We start from the raw sequence: 17,680 nt of genomic DNA on the forward strand, positions 1-17,680 counted from the left end.
CTGACACGGCTACAGTAAAATCATGCAAAGCTTGATACCTTTCCATTATTGCCAGCGGAATCCATTCACTGGCAAAAATGCAAAGAGTGGTGGCACGTGCTTCACTGATTTATAAAACAACGTTTCTTTTCAATCAAAAGAAGGGACCGAAAATGCGAGGCGCGCTACAGATTAACGCGGCATACGGCGAAAGAAAGTACAACTAGCGGTAATTCGCAATCACCTCATAACGGCGGATCTTCAACGCCGGCACCAGTCTACCGCCCCCCGGCACTTGCCAGATAAAACGTAGTGATTCCCTGGCGGATATGCCACTGAACGCGTGCGTCGTTCCGCTCTGACCGTCCAGCTCGATGCAGCGCGCAGAAGTGCACAAGCGTGTTTGTAACCCGGCGGGCGTCGGGCCGATAAGCTCGTAGCGCCACGCGACCAGCGTCATTTTACCCGTGACCGACTGAGTCGCGCTCAGCGGTAAAGATGATGCCGACTCACCGCGATAATTCAGCGTCATCCCCGCGCGACTGGCCTGCCAGGCCCCCTCTCCCGCCGCATGAACGGTGAGGGGAAAACACAATAACAGCAGAAACTTAATCATCATTTACCGCCAATCGTCGCAGTCATGCGGATGTTACGGTTGTCTGACAGTTCCAGGCTGGAGAGCACCACTAATTGCGGCAGACTACGGCGTAAGAAGCGCGACAACAGCGGACGCAATGCATGATTCACCAGCAGCACCGGCGGCGCACCGAGCATCTCCTGACGCGCCAGCGCCTCCTGGGTTTGCGCCAGTAATCTGTCCGCCAGCCCCGGCTCCAGCCCCCCTCCACTCTGCAAGGCCTGCAACAATAAGCGTTCCAGCGGCGCATCCAGGCCAATCACCTGCACTTCATCACTGCCAGGGAACCAGCGCTGCGTGATAGCTCTACCCAGCGCCACGCGCACCACCGCCGTCAGTTCATTCGGATCGTGTTGTATCGGCGCGTGTTCCGCCAACGTCTCCAGGATGGTACGCATATCGCGAATCGGCACTTTCTCATCAAGCAGATTTTGCAGCACTTTATGCAGCGTAGTGAGCGTGACCACGCCCGGCACCAAATCCTCCGTCAGTTTTGGCATCTCCTGGGTGACGCGATCCAGCAGTTGCTGCGCTTCCTGACGCCCAAACAGCTCTGCCGAGTGCTGGCTTATCAAATGGTTAAGATGTGTGGCGACGACGGTACTGGCCTCCACCACCGTAAAGCCCTGAATTTGTGCCTGCTCTTTTAGTGCATTCTCAATCCAGATTGCCGCCAGCCCAAACGCGGGATCGACCGTCACTTCGCCGGGCAGCGTCCCCGCCGCCGTACCGGGATTAATCGCCAGCCAGCGCCCCGGATAGGCTTCACCGCTGCCAATCTCTACGCCTTTGAGTAAGATGCGATAGCGCGCGGGCGGCAAATCCATATTGTCGCGGATGTGCACCACTGGCGGCAGGAAGCCCATCTCCTGGGCGAATTTTTTACGGATGCTGCGAATACGCCCCAGCAGCTCGCCATCCTGCTGGAAATCCACCATTGGGATCAGGCGATAGCCGACCTCCATGCCCAATGTATCTTCCAGTTGTACGTCATTCCAGGTAGCTTCGACCGCCTGTGTATTCTCCACAGGTTTGGTTTGCGGTGCTGGTTCCGGGGCTTTCATTTCACGCCCGCGCAGCCACCAGGCAAGCCCAAGCAGCGCAGCAGTAAACAGCAGGAAAACAAAGTTTGGCATACCTGGCACCAGCCCAAGCAGGCCCAACACAGCGGCACTCAGCATCATCACGCGCGGGTTGCTGAACAGCTGGCCGACCATCTGCTGCCCCACATCCTGCTCGGTGCTGACGCGGGTCACAATCACCCCCGCAGCGGTAGAAATAACCAGCGCCGGGATCTGCGCGACCAGGCCATCACCGATAGTCAGCAGCGTGTACGATTCCGCCGCTTTGCCCATCGGCAGCCCGTGCTGTAAGACCCCCACCAGCAGGCCACCGATGATGTTTATCACCATTATCAGGATCCCGGCAATGGCGTCGCCACGCACAAACTTACTCGCCCCGTCCATCGAACCGTAAAAATCGGCTTCCTGCGTCACTTCGGTACGACGCTTTTTAGCCTCCTCTTCGCCGATGATCCCGGCGTTGAGATCCGCGTCAATCGCCATCTGTTTACCCGGCATGCCGTCCAGCACAAAGCGTGCGCCCACTTCGGCAATACGCCCGGCACCTTTGGTGATCACCATAAAGTTGATAATCACCAGGATGATGAACACCACAATCCCGATAGCAAAGTTACCGCCGACGAGGAAGTGGCCGAAGGCCTCCACGACTTTCCCCGCCGCCGCGCCGCCGGTATGCCCTTCCATCAGGATGATACGCGTGGATGCCACGTTGAGCGCCAGACGCAACAGCGTCGTGAAGAGCAGAATAGTGGGGAATGCGGCAAACTCCAGCGTCCGCTGGGTGAACATCGCCACCAGCAGCACCATAATCGATAGCGCAATGTTGAAGGTAAACAGCAGGTCGAGAACAAATGCCGGTAGCGGCAGCACCATCATCGACAAAATCAGCAGGATCAGCACCGGCCCGGCGAGAACCTGCCATTGGGTTGATTTAAAATTGTCGGGCAGACGCAGCATTGCAGCCAGATTAGCCATCAGAGTCCTTCTCATTCAAAAAATCCAGCGCCTCAGGCACCGGCAGGTTATCAGGTTTTTTCGGGGGTGTTCCGCCCGCCAGACGCCAGCGTTTAAGCTGCCATACCCAGGCGAGCACCTCCGCAACCGCGGCATATAGCTGGCCGGGAATTTGCTGCCCCACTTCCGCGTGACGATACAGCGCACGCGCCAGCGGAGGGGCTTCCAGCATCGGCACGCGGTTTTCTTCGCCCAGTTCACGAATACGCAGCGCCACCAGCCCGGCGCCTTTTGCCACCACGCGCGGGGCGCTCATTTTGTTTTCGTCGTATTGCAACGCCACCGAATAGTGGGTCGGGTTATTGACGATAACGTCGGCTTTCGGGACGTCGGCCATCATGCGTCGACGCGCCGCTGCGCGCTGCATCTGGCGAATTCGCCCTTTCACATGCGGGTCGCCCTCGCTCTGTTTAAATTCATCACGAATGTCCTGGCGCGACATGCGTAGTTTTTTCAGGTGGCTATAGATCTGCCAGAAGACGTCAAACCCGACCATCGGGATAATCGCCAGCACCACCAGCAGGGCGCAAAAACCGACCATATTTAGTGCGTTACCCATCGCCACCAGCGGGGATTCGCTGATAAGCCGCATCATATCCGGCCAGTGCAGCCATAAGAACAGCCCGGCCATACTGCCAATCAGTAGCGATTTCATCACCGCTTTCATCAGTTCCGCCGCCGTTTGCGCCGAGAACATGCGCTTAATGCCCGGCAACGGGTTAAGTTTGTCGAGTTTGAATGCCAGCGATTTGGTGCTGAACACCAGCCCGCCGAGCATCACCGGGGCCACCAGCGCCACCACCACCACGCCAACAATCAGTGGCATCAGCGCCAGCATCGCCTCTTTCAGCAGCAGGATTATCTGCCCCAGAATGAGATTGGGATCGTTGATAATTGAGTGGTCGAAGCGTAGGCCGGAAGAGAGCAAGCTGGCTAAACGTCGGGCGAGCGATTCCCCGCCAAGCCAGATGACGCAGACGCCCACCAGCAGGATCAACAGCGACGTTAATTCTCGGGAACGCGGAATTTGCCCCTCTTCCCGGGCTTTCTCTAACCGTTGGGGTGTGGGGTCTTCTGTTTTGTCGTCGTTTTCTTCTGACACGCGGTGGCTCTCGCAGACTCATCCACGGTCATTATTACGCGAGGTGAAAAGAACAATCGGAGGAAAAGCGGCGTAAAACGGGGGGAACTCCCCCGTTTACGCTACGGTCAGTACACCGACCGCCCGGCATCAATCAGAACCCTAAACTGTCCAGCAGGTCATCCACCTGATCCTGGCTTGCGACCACGCCCGCTTTTGAGGTGTCCACTTGTGGGCCATTGAGCAGGCTTTCGTTTTCGCGTTTAGCGCGTGATGCAGGTTCAGGCATATTCTCCAGCAGCACCATTAACAGCTGGCGCTCGATCTCCTGGATAACATCCATCATCCGCTTGATAACCTGCCCGGTCAGATCCTGGAAATCCTGCGCCATCATAATTTCCAGTAGCTGGGCATTGGTAAAACGGGTGTGTTCGGGCACGTCGCGAAGATACTGGCGCGTGTCGGTGACCAGCTCACGCGCATCCGATAGCGCAATCGGATTGTCAAACCACGCATCCCAGCGCGTACTGAGCGCGTTAGCATTTTTCTCCAGCGCGTCCTGGTGAGGCTGCGATGCCTCGACGCTATTCAGCGCGCGCTCGGCTGCCTGCGCGGTCATCTGCACCACATAGTCCAGACGATCGCGCGCATCAGGAATCGCTTCCGCCGCTTCAGCAATCGCTTGATCAAGCCCCAGTTCACGCAGGCTGTCGCGCAGCATGCGGGTCAGGCTGCCGATACGCGCAATGATATCAGCAGCAGAATGTTCGTCATCGGGCTTAATGGGGGGGTGTATCATGGTCATCTCCTCACATGCCCAGCTTCTCGAAAATCTTATTCAGCTTTTCTTCGAGCGTCGCTGCGGTAAACGGCTTCACCACATAGCCGCTGGCGCCGGCCTGTGCAGCAGCAATAATGTTCTCCTTTTTCGCTTCTGCGGTCACCATCAGCACCGGCAGTGCGGACATAGCGCCATCGCCGCGAATCGTTTTCAGCAGATCCAGTCCGTCCATATTTGGCATGTTCCAGTCAGAAATCACAAAGCCAAAGCCGCCCGCCTGCAGTTTATTCAACGCATCAACACCGTCTTCCGCTTCTTCGACATTATTAAACCCCAGCTCTTTAAGCAGGTTTCGCACAATGCGGCGCATGGTGGAAAAGTCATCCACAACCAAAAACTTAAGCTCTTTATCCGCCATTCACTTCTCTCCTGTTATATACGTATTGCCTGTCCGGCACTGATTTTCGCCAGCATTTGCTGGCTTATCTGACTGAGATCGACCACTTCGCTGACGCCACCCATATTGATGGCTTCGCGCGGCATGCCGAACACCACACAACTGGCTTCGTTCTGGGCGATGGTCCACGCACCCGCCTGGTGCATCGCCCGCATTCCTGCCGCGCCGTCGTTGCCCATCCCGGTGAGGATCACGCCAACGGCATTGCGCCCTGCGTGCTGAGCAACGGAATGAAACAGCACATCCACCGACGGCCGGTGGCGATTTACCGCCGGCCCGTCGTGAATTTTGATTTGATAGTTCGCCCCGCTACGTGCCAGCTCAAGATGACGATCGCCCGGCGCGATATAGGCATGCCCCGGCAGGACGCGTTCACCGTCTTCCGCTTCTTTCACGCCAATCTGGCACAGCTTATTGAGCCGATCGGCAAAAGATCGTGTAAACCCTGGCGGCATATGCTGGGTGATCAACAACGCCGGGCTGGTCACCGGCAGCGGCTGCAACACATGGCGAATCGCCTCGGTTCCGCCGGTCGACGCGCCAATGGCAATCAGCTTTTCCGAGCTCAGCAATGGCCCGCTTTTTAAGGTGACCGGTGCAGCTACCGTTTTATGCGCGGAAATTTGCGCCCGTGCTGCCGCGCGCACTTTGTCGGCAATCATTTCGCTGTAGGCCAGCATCCCTTCGCGGATACCCAGTTGTGGCTTGGTGACAAAATCCACCGCCCCCAGTTCCAGCGCCCGCAGCGTCACTTCCGACCCTTTTCCCGTCAGCGAAGAAACCATCACCACCGGCATCGGGCGCAGGCGCATCAGCTTCTCAAGAAAGTCGAGGCCATCCATGCGCGGCATCTCAACATCCAGCGTCAGGACATCGGGGTTAAATTTTTTGATCAGATCGCGCGCCACCAGCGGATCTGGCGCAGTGGCAACCATTTCCATATCGCTGTGGCTATTGATAATCTCGGTCATGATTTGCCGCATCAGCGCCGAATCATCCACCGACAGCACCCTGATTTTACTCATGTGTTTTCCTTACCCAGCGCGTAAACCGTTTGCCCCCGCAGGCTGAATTCATGCACGAGGTGGCTAAAGTTCTCCGAATGCCCGGCAAACAGTAATCCGCCGGGTTTAAGCAGCGGAATAAAGCGGCGGAGGATCGCCTGCTGGGTCGCTTTATCAAAATAGATCATCACGTTACGACAGAAAATCGCATCGAATGGCCCCGGAACGTTGTAGTGTCTTTCCAGCAAATTCACGTTAGAGAAATCCACAAAATTGCTCAGTTCCGGACGCACTTTCACCAGCCCGGTATGCGGGCCAGTACCGCGCATAAACCAGTTTTGTAGCTGCTGTTGGGTCAGTGTTTTCAGCTCTTCCTGACGATAGATACCGTTCCGTGCTTTATTCAGCACTTCCGTATCAATATCGCTGGCATGCACTTTCCAGCGCCCCGGTGCATTACCCAGCGTATTGGCGAGCGTCATAGCGATGGAATAAGGCTCCTCACCCGTAGAGGCCGCGGCACTCCAGACCCGGTATTCACCGCGCCGCTTTGCGGCGTGCTCGGCTAGCGTCGGGAAATGGTGCGCCTCACGAAAGAAGGCCGTGAGATTGGTGGTGAGTGAGTTAATAAACGCCTGCCATTCGGTGCTTTCGGTATCCCCTTCCAGCAACGATAAATAGTGACCAAAGTCATCCAGCGCCAGCGTGCGCAAGCGCCGTACCAGGCGGTTGTAGACCATATCGCGCTTGTGATCCGCCAGCACAATACCTGCACGCTGGTGGATCAATTGGCTTATCCGACGGAACTGCGCGTCGGACAGCTCAAGGCGCTGCGTCATCGATGTAGTTAACGACGAGGGAATAGATGTCATAGCGCCTTCTTTCATTACTTTCAGGAAACCGCAGGCTGTGCGTTCTGCACAACTCGCTCAGGAGAAACAGAAGTCAGTTCTTCAATCTTAAATACGGAGACCAGGGCAGTGAGCGTATCCGCCTGCCCGGTCAATTGCTCCGTTGCGGCGGCGCCCTCTTCAACCAGCGCGGCGTTCTGCTGCGTCACCTGATCCATCTGGCTGACGGCAAGCGCGACCTGCTCAATGCCGCGACGCTGTTCATCTGACGCCGAGGCAATCTCGCCCATGATGTCGTTGACCTGAGTAACCGAATGGACAATTTCACCCATCGTTTTGGCGGCGGTATCCACCAGTGCCGATCCTTCCTGCACGCGGGCAACCGACTCTTCAATCAATACTTTGATCTCCTTCGCCGCCTGAGCGCTGCGGCTTGCCAGGTTACGCACTTCACCCGCGACCACCGCAAACCCGCGCCCCTGTTCGCCCGCGCGAGCCGCCTCAACCGCCGCGTTGAGCGCCAGAATGTTGGTCTGGAAAGCGATACCGTCAATCACGCTGATGATGTCGCCGATTTTCTGCGAACTGGTGGCGATGCTTTGCATGGTATGCGCGACGTTTGATGCCTGATCGCCCCCCTGGCGCGCCGTGCGCGCCGCGTTACTGGCGAGTTCGGACGCCTGACGCGCGTTGTCGGCGTTTTGCCCGACGGTGGCGGTAAGTTGTTCCATGCTCGCCGCTGTTTCTGCCAGCGAGGCCGCCTGTTGTTCGGTACGTGATGAGAGATCGTTGTTGCCCGCGGCAATTTCAGAAATGCCCGTATGCATGGCATAACTACTCTGACGGACCTGGCTGACAGTGTTGCGCAACGCATCCTGCATCGCCTTCAGCCCGGCAAAAATCGCGCTGATTTCGTTTTTACCGTATACCGCAATCGGGCGAGCAAGGTCGCCTTTGGCGATGCTGTCGAAATGGTCGCTGACTATTTTCAACGGCGACACAATCATCCGCCGCGACCACAGCAGGGAACCCGCGGTAATCAGTACCGCCAGTACCACCATGGTAAGGAACATGAATTGTGAACGCTGATAATCACGCTGACTTTCCGCCCGCGCATCATCAATGTACGCATCGATGTGGCGCTGCCAGCCCTGGTAATCCGCATCAAATTTGGCCTGCATTTTTTGCACAGGCGAGCCAAGGAAATCGGCAAGCTGATTGGTTTCGAGCCAGGTAGCCTGATGTTCGAGGCCGTTACGCCAGGCGCTGAAGCTGGCTTCCGTCCGCTCACCCAACTGGCGCGACTCGGTTGAACGCTGTTCAATCGATTTAAAGGCAGCAAATTCAGTGTCAGCCAGTTTGAGCGCCTGTCGTGCGTCTACCATTCCGGCTTTGATTTCATCAAGCGGATAGCCCAGCGCGGTCAGCGTGCCCGTGCGATTCAGCACCTGGCTGGTCTGTAGCAGTGCCGCACGCGCCGCCATCAGCGTACTGAGCTGCTGGCCGCTGTGTTCAATTTGCTCAAGGTTTTGTTGGCCGTCGCGAAAGGCCCAAAAAGAGAGGCCGTTGCTGCCAATCTGTAACAGGCCGCAAATTATCAAAATCAAAAACAACGTGGTCGAAATGCGAATACGAGTAAACATCACCACTCCTGTTACGCAGGCAATCGCGCCTGACACAAATTAAAAGGTTTCCCAGTTTTCTTCTGAACGCGCGACCGCAGGCTGAACAACCGGGGCCGACGCTGTTTTTGGCAAGACGGCCGCGCGTTTGAGTGACGCCAGCCGAAATGCGCTGACCGCTTCGCTCAACTTCCCGGCCTGCTCTTCCAGCGCAGCCGCCGCAGCAGCGGATTCTTCGACCAGCGCGGCGTTTTGCTGTGTGACTTTGTCCATTTCGGTGACCGCCAGCGCGACCTGGTCTATCCCACGACTCTGCTCATCAGAGGCGGAGGAGATTTCACCCATAATGTCGGTCACTCGGGTGACGGCGTTGACAATCTCATGCATGGTTTCCCCAGCGCTTTCCACCAGCCGGGAGCCGGCATCCACCCGTTCAACCGAGTTGTCGATCAGGGCTTTAATCTCTTTTGCCGCCTGGGCACTGCGGCTGGCAAGGTTTCGCACTTCGCCGGCGACCACGGCAAACCCGCGCCCCTGCTCACCCGCTCGGGCGGCTTCTACGGCGGCGTTTAGTGCCAGAATGTTGGTCTGGAAGGCGATGCCATCAATGACGCTGGTGATATCAGCGATTTTCTGCGAACTCCCGGCGATATCGTGCATGGTGCTGACCACATCATCGACCACATTGCCGCCGCGACGCGCGGTTTCCGAAGCACTTTGCGCCAGCCGTGAGGCCTGACGCGCGTTATCGGCGTTCTGTTTTACCGTCGCAGTGAGCTGTTCCATGCTGGCGGCGGTCTCTTCCAGCGAGGCAGATTGTTGTTCAGTGCGTGAAGAGAGGTCGTTATTTCCGGCGGCGATTTCGCTGGTGCCGCTGTAAATAGCATCTGTGCCCTCGCGAACGCGGGTGACCGTATCAATTAACGCGTGCTGCATATGGTTAACGGTATCCGCCAGTTGGGTCAGTTCATTGCGTCCTTTCAATACCAGCTCGGGCGTCAGGTCGCCATTGGCGATGTGGCGGATGTGGGTCATGACATGGTTAAGCGGCGTCAACAGAATGCGGCGAATACCAAACCACACAGCCAGCAGCACCGCCGCCAGCACCAGCGCCAGGATCATTAACTGCCAGCGGGCAAACTGATAATCATGGCTACTGGTTGTGAAGGCCTGTTGATAGAGCGACTCACTTTGCGCGCGATACACACCCATCGCCTCGCCCATGGCGTTCTGTTTACCCTGGGTCGGCTGAGCAAAGTAGGCGTCCATGTTTCCCTGCTCCAGAAAACCAATCAGCTCCTGTAAGGCCGCGAAATAGGCCTGGGCTTGTTGCGCAACACGCTGGCTGGCCTGCGCCATTTCCGGCTCAACCGCCACCTGATTAAATCGTGTGATATGCGCCTGAGCCTGCGCCAGCGTTGATTTGGCATTCTTCAGTAAATCGGTTTTAGCGCTGCTTTGAAGATTGCTGGTGTCCATCATCATGCGCGCCGAGGAGCGGCTGAGGTTGATACGCGTTTGCAGCATCAGATCCCAGGCGTCTGTCAGCTCGGCCTGCTGAGTACGAAGGGCGTTAGAGAGCGCAAAACTGTGCTGGTTTTGCGAAAGAGACGAAAAAAGTAATCCCCCGGAGAGCAATTGCAAAAGTGCGAATACGACCAGCACCAACATCAGCAGGGTGACAACGCGGATACGGTTTAACATACAACACCTTCTCGATGACGTGATATCGTTGTTATCGGCATCGGGAAGTGAAACTTTAAGCAGAGAAACAGGGTTTACCCGCACGAATGCGCAAAATTACAACATTTCCGATAAACCCTAAAAAATAGTTGTAAATCTGTCCGCTTTAATCCAATTTATACTACGAATGAATTAATGGAATTACATAATAAAAAATCATTGATCATCATGTTAATTATTCGTAACACGACGGGGAAATATTAAGTGGCAAACGCAAATAAACTCACGGTATTTATCGTGATTTTCATGCTGGCGGGGATTCTCACCGGCGCAATGATCCATTCCTACGCATCAGCAGATTCCATTACCGCATGGTCCGATAACATCACCCTGCTCACCGATATCTTCCTGCGCCTCATCAAAATGGTTATTGCGCCGTTAGTGTTCAGCACGCTGACCGTGGGGATTATGCGCCTGGGTGAAACCTCGACGATTGGCCGCGTTGGCGGTAAAGCCATGGTGTGGTTTATCAGCTCATCCGTGCTCTCCATCCTGGTGGGGCTGTTTATTGTCACTCTGGAGCAGCCGGGTAGCGGAATGAATCTTGCCATCCCTGCCGGTACGGTTGAGACCGGGCTCGCCACCAGTGGCATGTCGCTGAAAGCATTCCTGGCGCACACCATTCCAACAAGCATCGCGGGCGCGATGGCCGATAACGAAATCCTGCAAATTGTGGTCTTCTCAATGTTCTTCGGTATTGGCGGCGCATCGTTGGGGCAGAAATTCAATGCGCCGCTGGTTGCTGCACTGGATGTCGTTTCGCATATTATGCTGAAGGTGACGGGCTATGTGATGTACGTCGCTCCGCTGGCCATTTTCGCCGCCATCTCTTCGGTTATTGCGAAAGAAGGTCTCGGCATTTTGCTGAACTATGCCTCTTTCATCGGCGGTTATTACCTGGCGATTCTGCTCACCTGCCTGGTATTGATCGGCGTGGGTTACATGGTGCTGAAGAAAGAGATTTTTCGCCTGGTCAATATGCTTAAAGATCCGGTGCTGGTGGCGTTCACCACCAGCAGCTCTGAAGCAGCCTATCCAAAAACACTGGAACAGCTGGCGAAATTTGGTTGCTCGCCGAACATCGTCTCTTTCGTTCTGCCGATCGGTTACTCCTTTAACCTGGTGGGGTCGATGGTGTACTGCTCGTTTGCCTCAATGTTTATCGCCCAGGCCTACAATATTCAGCTGAGCTTCTCTGAAATTACCGTATTGATGCTGACGCTGATGCTGGCATCAAAAGGTATCGCCGGGGTTCCGCGCTCTGCGCTGGTGGTGCTGGCGGCGACCATTCCGAGCTTTAACATTCCGGTGGCGGGCATTCTGCTGTTAATGGGGATTGATCACTTCCTCGATATGGGGCGTTCCGCCATTAACGTACTGGGTAATGGCGTGGCGGCGGCGATGCTGTCGCAGAATGAAGGGATGCTGAGTGAAGGCGAAGCGGAAGAAGTGGAGCAGCAGGAAGTGCAGGCTTAACGTATCTGGCATTGTGCGGTTTGTGGGATTGCCGGATGGCGGCTACGCCTTATCCGGCCTACAAATCGCACCTGACTCGTACATCGAGCAAACCACACTACCCGTAGGCCGGATAAGCGAAGCGCATCCGGCATTGCACAAACCGCACCTACCCGGCATTTTTTACGCAGCTTGCGTCGCCGTACTGTCCAGCAGCGCCATCTCATCGCTACTCAGCAACTTTTCGATATTCACCAGAATCAGCATGCGGTCGCCCAACGCACCAAGACCGGTCAGGTACTCCGTCGATAGCGTCACAGCAAATTCCGGCGCGGGACGAATTTGATCTGCCGCGAGCGACAGCACGTCAGACACGCCATCCACCACAATCCCCACCACCCGCTGGCCGAGATTCAGCACAATCACTACCGTATTGTCGTTGTACTCCACGTCCTGCTGGCTGAACTTCACGCGTAAATCGACAATCGGCACAATTACGCCGCGTAAATTGGTGACGCCTTTAATAAACGCTGGCGTATTGGCAATACGGGTCACCTGATCGTAACCGCGAATTTCCTGCACTTTCAGAATATCAATGCCGTACTCTTCATCACCAAGGGTGAAAACCAAAAACTCCTGGCCCGAGGGCTCGCCCGCCAGTTTTGCTACGCTGTTCATACCGGTCATTTTATTTCCTTCTCTATTCAGGCGGCGATGTACGCCAGACGTTTTTCACGATTAAGACTTTGCAGGGCCGCAACATCCACAATCAGCGCTACGCTGCCGTCGCCGAGAATGGTGGCGGCGGAAATGCCCGGCACTTTGCGATAGTTACTCTCCAGGTTTTTGACCACCACCTGATGCTGCCCAATCAGTTGATCGACCAGCAACGCATAGCGTCGCCCGGCGCTTTGCAGAATGACCACAATGCCCTGCGTCGCTTCGGTTTTGGCCCCCTGCACATCAAACACTTTCCACAATTCCACCAGCGGCAGGTATTCACCGCGCACTTCCAGCACGCGCTCCCCGCCCGCCAGCGGGTGCAAATCTTCATCGCGCGGCTGGAGCGATTCCATCACCGCATTGAGAGGCAGAATAAAGACTTCGTCGCACACCTTCACGGACATGCCGTCGAGGATTGCCAGCGTCAGCGGCAGCAGAATTCGAATGGTGGTGCCTGCGCCCTGTTTTGATTGGATCTCGACGTGGCCGCCCATCTCCTGAATGTTGCGTTTCACCACGTCCATACCGACGCCGCGCCCGGAAACGTCCGTCACCTGCTCGGCGGTTGAAAATCCAGGCGCAAAGATCAGCATGCCCACTTCGTCGTCGGTCATGTTGTCGTGAACCGCCAGCCCCTGCGAGAGGGCTTTCGCCAGAATGCGCTCGCGGTTCAGCCCTGCGCCATCGTCGGTCACTTCGATACAGATGTTGCCGCCCTGATGCTCCGCCGACAGAATAAGATTACCGACCTCTGATTTTCCTGCCGCGATACGTGTTTCCGGCAGTTCAATGCCGTGATCCAGACTGTTACGCACCAGGTGTGTCAGCGGGTCAATAATCCGCTCAATCAGGCTCTTATCGAGTTCGGTGGAACTGCCCTGTAGCGTGAGTTCAACCTGCTTACCGAGCTTGCTCGCCAGGTCACGCACCAGACGCGGGAAGCGGCTGAATACATACTCCATCGGCATCATGCGAATAGACATCACCGATTCCTGCAAGTCACGGGCGTTGCGCTGAAGCTGGCCCATGCTGGTGATGAGATCGCCATGCTGCACCGGGTCGAGTTCCGTCGAGCGTTGCGCCAGCATCGACTGGGTGATCACCAGCTCCCCCACCAGGTTGATAAGCTGATCGACTTTCTCCACTGCCACACGAATGCTGGTCGATTCACTGGCGCGCGCCGGTTTCTCGCGTTCTGCGCGCGCGGGCGCGACGGGCACCAGTGTCGGCGCTGTCGCGGGTACGGTTTCCGCCACAGGCTCAGCGTCAAACGTTATCTGATCCGCCTCAATAACAAAACAGAGTACCGCCACGATATCGTCCTGGTTCACATCACCTTCCAGGGTCGCGCTCAGGCTATCAACGCCCAGCGTGACGTCGCTAAGCGTCGCAAGGTTCCCGAGCTCTTCCTTGAGCATCTCCGGCTCGCCGGGTTTCAGGCGTGAAAGGGTGATCCGTGAATTTCCCTGCGGCGGCTCCGCTTTCTCGACCACGGTCAGACGAGTCGCTGGCGGCGCACTCTCACCTTTCGCTTCCAGCGCCAGCTGACGCAGCGCCTGGCAGATGTATTCAAAACTGGCGGCATCTGGCTCCTGTGAGCTTTTATAGGCGTCGAGCTGTTCCTGCATAATATCTTTGGTTTCCAAAAACAGGTTGATAATGTCGGTATTGAGCGGCATTTCCCCACGACGAGCATCGTCGAGCAGGTTCTCCATTAAATGGGTCGTTTCCTGCAATACAGAAAAACCGAACGTACCCGCGCCTCCTTTGATGGAGTGCGCCGCCCGAAAGATGGCGTTCATCTGTTCGGTATCGGGATCGGACGGGACAAGATCCAGCAGGTGCTGCTCCATGTCCGCCAACAGTTCGTCGGCTTCATCAAAGAAAGTCTGATAAAAATCGCTGATATCCATGCTCACGCAATCACCTCTGATCGGATTGTGGCGGTGTTGGGCTTTGTGTCGCCGACGGCGACGGTAATACACTTAACGGTTCGTTCTGGCTCTGCGCGTTCTCGTTCAGAATCGCCTGCTCGGCCTGGTTGTTGAGCACCAGCAAACTGATGCGACGGTTAATCGCGTCATCCCCTCCATGGCTGGATAGCCGCATGGTGTTTGCCATCCCCACCACGCGCAGCACTTTGCCTTCACTCAGACCGCCAATCACCAACTCGCGCCGGGAAGCGTTAGCGCGGTCTGCTGAGAGTTCCCAGTTACTGTAGCCGCGCTCACCGCCCGCGTAGGGATAATCATCCGTATGGCCGGAGAGACTGATTTTATTAGGGATTTCATTCAACACCGGGGCAATACCGCGCAGGATATCGCGCATGTACGGCTCCACCTCGGCGCTGCCGGTTTTAAACATCGGCCGGTTCTGGCTATCGATAATCTGAATGCGCAACCCCTCCTGGACGAGGTCAATTTTCAGGTGCGGGCGCAGGGCTTTCAGTTTGGGATCGGCCTCAATGAGTTGGTCCAGCTCACCGCGAATGCGCTTCAGGCGGTTAGTTTCCATCCGCTTTTTCAGTTCATCCATGTTGGGCTGTTTATTCACTTCGCCCTGTTGCTGGGTGACATCATCGCCACCGCCGGGAATCGGGCTGTCGCTGTTCGATATTCGCGGGCCGCCGGTGACCGCTGTCGCCAGGGGCGTGCGGAAGTATTCGGCAATTTGAATCAGCTCTTTAGGGCTGGAGATAGAGATCAGCCACATCACCAGAAAGAAGGCCATCATGGCGGTCATAAAATCGGCGTAGGCAATCTTCCACGATCCGTGGCCGCCTCCCCCATGCGATTTGGCTTTGCGTCTTTTGACGACGACGATCGGATGCGACTGATTTTTCATGCGTCCTCGGTCGTGGCTTGCTGCGCCGTCGGGTTACGCACCGCGCGCACATGCTCTTCCAGTTCAACAAACGACGGACGCTCGCTGGTGTAGAGTGTTTTACGGCCAAACTCCACGGCGATTGGCGGTGCATAGCCATTGAGATTCGAGAGCAGCGTAATTTTGACGCACTGCATCATTTTGGTGGTTTCTGCGCTTTTTTGTCTGAGCACGCTGGCCAGCGGCGAGACAAAACCATAAGCCAGAAGAATACCCAGGAACGTCCCCACCATAGCGTGAGCAATTAATGCGCCCAGTTCTGCCGCCGGACGATCCGCCGACCCCAGCGCATGTACAACCCCCATCACCGCCGCCACGATGCCAAATGCCGGTAACGAGTCGCCCACCAGCGCCAGACTGTTGGCTGGAACTTCACTTTCGCTTTCGAAGGTTTCAATTTCCTCGTCCATCAGCGCTTCAATTTCGAAGGTATTCATATTGCCGCTGATGATGAGTCGCAGATAATCGACGATGAAATCCAGCATGACGCTGTCAGCAAGAATGCGCGAATAGCTGGCGAAGATTTCACTTTCGCGCGGATTTTCAATATCGCGCTCGAGCGAGAACATCCCCTGCTGGCGTGACTTGGCCATCAGGCGATAAAGCAGCGCCAGCAGGTCCATATACAGGGTTTTGGTGTATTTTGAGCGTCGAAAAAGCAGCGGCAGTGCTTTGAGCGTACCTTTAATCGCTTTCCCGTTGTTACCGACGATAAACGCGCCGACGCCAGCTCCGCCGATAATAATCAGTTCAGCGGGTTGATACAGTGCCCCAAGGTGTCCGCCGGTCATGGCATAACCGCCGAATACTGTCCCGATGACGACCAGGTAACCGATTAAGATAAGCACGTTTCATCCTTCCACTGTTGACCAGGCTGAAGGACAGATAAAAGCGTCGCCGAACGACAGGCAAAAAAAAAGCAGCGGTCACGGGCCCCGCTGCTGGAGTGTTTGCCACACCGTTCCGGCTAAACAGCTTGCTCTATCTGTTCATCCAGCAGTTGTGGATTACTATCGGCAGCGTTGTCGGAAAGTTTACGTCTTTTTACGGCGCGTGATGGCGGCTGGCACAGACTGCAAACGAAGCTGCCCACCGGTTGATGTGCGTGAGTGATAAAATTACCACCGCAGCTGTTACAGTGCGACAGTTCCAGCATACCGCTTTCGACGAAGCGCACCAGCGTCCAGGCGCGAGTCAGCGCCAGTAGAGGGGCTTCATCCTGAGCGGGACACTGTTCCAGGTAGAGTCGGTAGGCCTTGATAACGGCATCAACGCCCGAGCATAACCCGGTGCTGAGAAGAAATTGCCAGGCATTGCAGAACATGGAAGAGTGGATATTTTGCTCCCACGTCATAAACCAGTCAGTGGAAAATGGCAGCATCCCCTTCGGCGGTGGGCTGCCGCGCAATTCTTTATAAAGCTTAATCAGGCGACCACGGCTCAGTTGCGTTTCACTTTCCAGCATCTGCAAACGCGCGCCCAGGGTAATCAGCTCCATCGCAAGCTGAATATCGCGGGCTTCCTGGACAATGCTTTTTTCGCTCATGCTCAGGCCCTTTTCTTACGGCCGGAATCAGCGGTCTGGCTGGCGTCATTCAGTAAACGCGTAGAAAGAAGAATACCGGTGTGGATCTGTTGCAGGTCGTCGACCCGGGAATCCTGCGTGAGTTGAGTGATGGTTTGATGACTGTCGAAGCGGAACTGGCAAACCAGTTGATTGGTTTCCGCCAGTTTTACCATCTGCGGAAGTGTCAGTTCACCCAGCGTGGTGGCCATCTCTTCGTTAATGCCCAGGCGAAACATGGCGGATGCTTTATCCTGACCGATCAGACGTTGCGCAAGAAGTAGATAGGACAAATTGATGTCATAGATATGTTTTAGCAACTCGGATGTATGCATTTTCCCCATCCCGAATAACCAACTATTGTTTTAATGCGGTCAAACCGCACACCCCGTGATGTCGTCGGGAAATCCCGATAAAAAAAAGAAATGGCTGAAATGCATAGCCGATGCTGATTGAAATATCGGCGAGTGCGCTTCACGTTATGAAGCAACAAATTTAAACATTTCTTACAAATGACTAAGAATTTTCCTAAATCCACGCAACTTTACCCGCCAGCTATGACACATACAATCTGGCCTTAGAGTAAATTTAGGAATTATGTGATTTATGTCACATAATCTACCTGAATGTTAATCACCAATCCATCAGATTACATTGTTATTTGAACGCTTATTAATCAAATGAGCGATTTTTCTATTCTTCAGGGACGAATATTCATTCAAAAGAGGAAAGCGTGCTTAACCCGATGAAAAACCATAGACGAGAGAGGATTGACAACGGGCACAATGATTCGCTTAGCACCGG

Annotated in this window: 16 protein-coding genes; 1 reads left to right on the forward strand and 15 read right to left on the reverse strand. The window is 55.5% G+C overall.

Annotated elements, in window-relative coordinates; genetic code table 11:
* Nucleotides 1–202: 202 nt before the first annotated feature.
* The 9 genes from flhE to tar all read right to left on the reverse strand — a co-directional run bounded on the left by flhE (nucleotide 203) and on the right by tar (nucleotide 10,212).
* Nucleotides 203–595 carry a flagellar protein FlhE gene (gene flhE, locus NMC31_RS16755; RefSeq protein WP_253898563.1) on the reverse strand — a complete coding sequence of 131 codons (393 nt, stop codon included), beginning with the start codon at nucleotides 593–595 and terminating at the stop codon, nucleotides 203–205.
* On the reverse strand, nucleotides 595–2,673 hold the full coding sequence (gene flhA / locus NMC31_RS16760) for a flagellar biosynthesis protein FlhA (RefSeq protein WP_149462836.1): 2,079 nt from the start codon (nucleotides 2,671–2,673) through the stop codon (nucleotides 595–597). The genes flhE and flhA overlap by 1 nt, the downstream gene beginning before the upstream one ends.
* Nucleotides 2,666–3,814, reverse strand: a complete 1,149-nt coding sequence (gene flhB / locus NMC31_RS16765; RefSeq protein ID WP_253898549.1) for a flagellar biosynthesis protein FlhB — start codon at nucleotides 3,812–3,814, stop codon at nucleotides 2,666–2,668. The genes flhA and flhB overlap by 8 nt, the downstream gene beginning before the upstream one ends.
* 133 nt (nucleotides 3,815–3,947) lie before the next feature.
* Nucleotides 3,948–4,592, reverse strand: coding sequence for a protein phosphatase CheZ (gene cheZ, locus NMC31_RS16770; RefSeq protein WP_253898550.1), 645 nt, complete (start codon nucleotides 4,590–4,592; stop codon nucleotides 3,948–3,950).
* Between the two features lie 10 nt (nucleotides 4,593–4,602).
* Nucleotides 4,603–4,992 (reverse strand): chemotaxis response regulator CheY, encoded by a 390-nt coding sequence (cheY, locus tag NMC31_RS16775; RefSeq protein ID WP_253898551.1) that lies wholly within the window; start codon nucleotides 4,990–4,992, stop codon nucleotides 4,603–4,605.
* Between the two features lie 14 nt (nucleotides 4,993–5,006).
* The gene (locus NMC31_RS16780; RefSeq protein ID WP_149462839.1) at nucleotides 5,007–6,056 is read right to left on the reverse strand and encodes a protein-glutamate methylesterase/protein-glutamine glutaminase; all 1,050 of its coding nucleotides are present in this window, start codon (nucleotides 6,054–6,056) and stop codon (nucleotides 5,007–5,009) included.
* Nucleotides 6,053–6,907 (reverse strand): protein-glutamate O-methyltransferase CheR, encoded by an 855-nt coding sequence (gene cheR / locus NMC31_RS16785; RefSeq protein ID WP_149462840.1) that lies wholly within the window; start codon nucleotides 6,905–6,907, stop codon nucleotides 6,053–6,055. Before cheR ends, NMC31_RS16780 begins: the two co-directional genes overlap by 4 nt.
* A gap of 20 nt (nucleotides 6,908–6,927) precedes the next feature.
* Nucleotides 6,928–8,529, reverse strand: coding sequence for a methyl-accepting chemotaxis protein (locus NMC31_RS16790; RefSeq protein ID WP_253898552.1), 1,602 nt, complete (start codon nucleotides 8,527–8,529; stop codon nucleotides 6,928–6,930).
* Between the two features lie 39 nt (nucleotides 8,530–8,568).
* A complete protein-coding gene (gene tar / locus NMC31_RS16795; protein ID WP_253898553.1) occupies nucleotides 8,569–10,212 on the reverse strand; it encodes a methyl-accepting chemotaxis protein II in 1,644 nt (547 codons plus the stop codon).
* 243 nt (nucleotides 10,213–10,455) lie between these two features.
* On the opposite strand from tar, the gene NMC31_RS16800 reads away from it, so the two are divergent.
* The gene (locus NMC31_RS16800; protein ID WP_253898554.1) at nucleotides 10,456–11,727 is read left to right on the forward strand and encodes a dicarboxylate/amino acid:cation symporter; all 1,272 of its coding nucleotides are present in this window, start codon (nucleotides 10,456–10,458) and stop codon (nucleotides 11,725–11,727) included.
* A 162-nt stretch (nucleotides 11,728–11,889) separates the two neighbouring features.
* Here NMC31_RS16800 and cheW read toward each other — a convergent pair whose 3' ends face one another.
* The 6 genes from cheW to flhD all read right to left on the reverse strand — a co-directional run bounded on the left by cheW (nucleotide 11,890) and on the right by flhD (nucleotide 17,211).
* Entirely contained in the window at nucleotides 11,890–12,393 is a 504-nt protein-coding gene (cheW, locus tag NMC31_RS16805; protein ID WP_015963995.1) for a chemotaxis protein CheW, read from the reverse strand.
* Between the two features lie 17 nt (nucleotides 12,394–12,410).
* On the reverse strand, nucleotides 12,411–14,348 hold the full coding sequence (gene cheA, locus NMC31_RS16810) for a chemotaxis protein CheA (RefSeq protein ID WP_253898555.1): 1,938 nt from the start codon (nucleotides 14,346–14,348) through the stop codon (nucleotides 12,411–12,413).
* A 4-nt stretch (nucleotides 14,349–14,352) separates the two neighbouring features.
* The gene (gene motB / locus NMC31_RS16815) at nucleotides 14,353–15,273 is read right to left on the reverse strand and encodes a flagellar motor protein MotB (protein WP_253898556.1); all 921 of its coding nucleotides are present in this window, start codon (nucleotides 15,271–15,273) and stop codon (nucleotides 14,353–14,355) included.
* On the reverse strand, nucleotides 15,270–16,160 hold the full coding sequence (gene motA, locus NMC31_RS16820) for a flagellar motor stator protein MotA (RefSeq protein ID WP_253898557.1): 891 nt from the start codon (nucleotides 16,158–16,160) through the stop codon (nucleotides 15,270–15,272). Before motA ends, motB begins: the two co-directional genes overlap by 4 nt.
* Before the next feature lie 119 nt (nucleotides 16,161–16,279).
* Nucleotides 16,280–16,858 (reverse strand): flagellar transcriptional regulator FlhC, encoded by a 579-nt coding sequence (flhC, locus tag NMC31_RS16825; RefSeq protein WP_149462847.1) that lies wholly within the window; start codon nucleotides 16,856–16,858, stop codon nucleotides 16,280–16,282.
* A gap of 2 nt (nucleotides 16,859–16,860) precedes the next feature.
* A complete protein-coding gene (gene flhD, locus NMC31_RS16830) occupies nucleotides 16,861–17,211 on the reverse strand; it encodes a flagellar transcriptional regulator FlhD (protein ID WP_149462848.1) in 351 nt (116 codons plus the stop codon).
* Nucleotides 17,212–17,680 lie beyond the last annotated feature (469 nt).

This window comes from Pseudocitrobacter vendiensis, from assembly GCF_943590815.1.
GTDB lineage: Bacteria > Pseudomonadota > Gammaproteobacteria > Enterobacterales > Enterobacteriaceae > Pseudocitrobacter > Pseudocitrobacter vendiensis.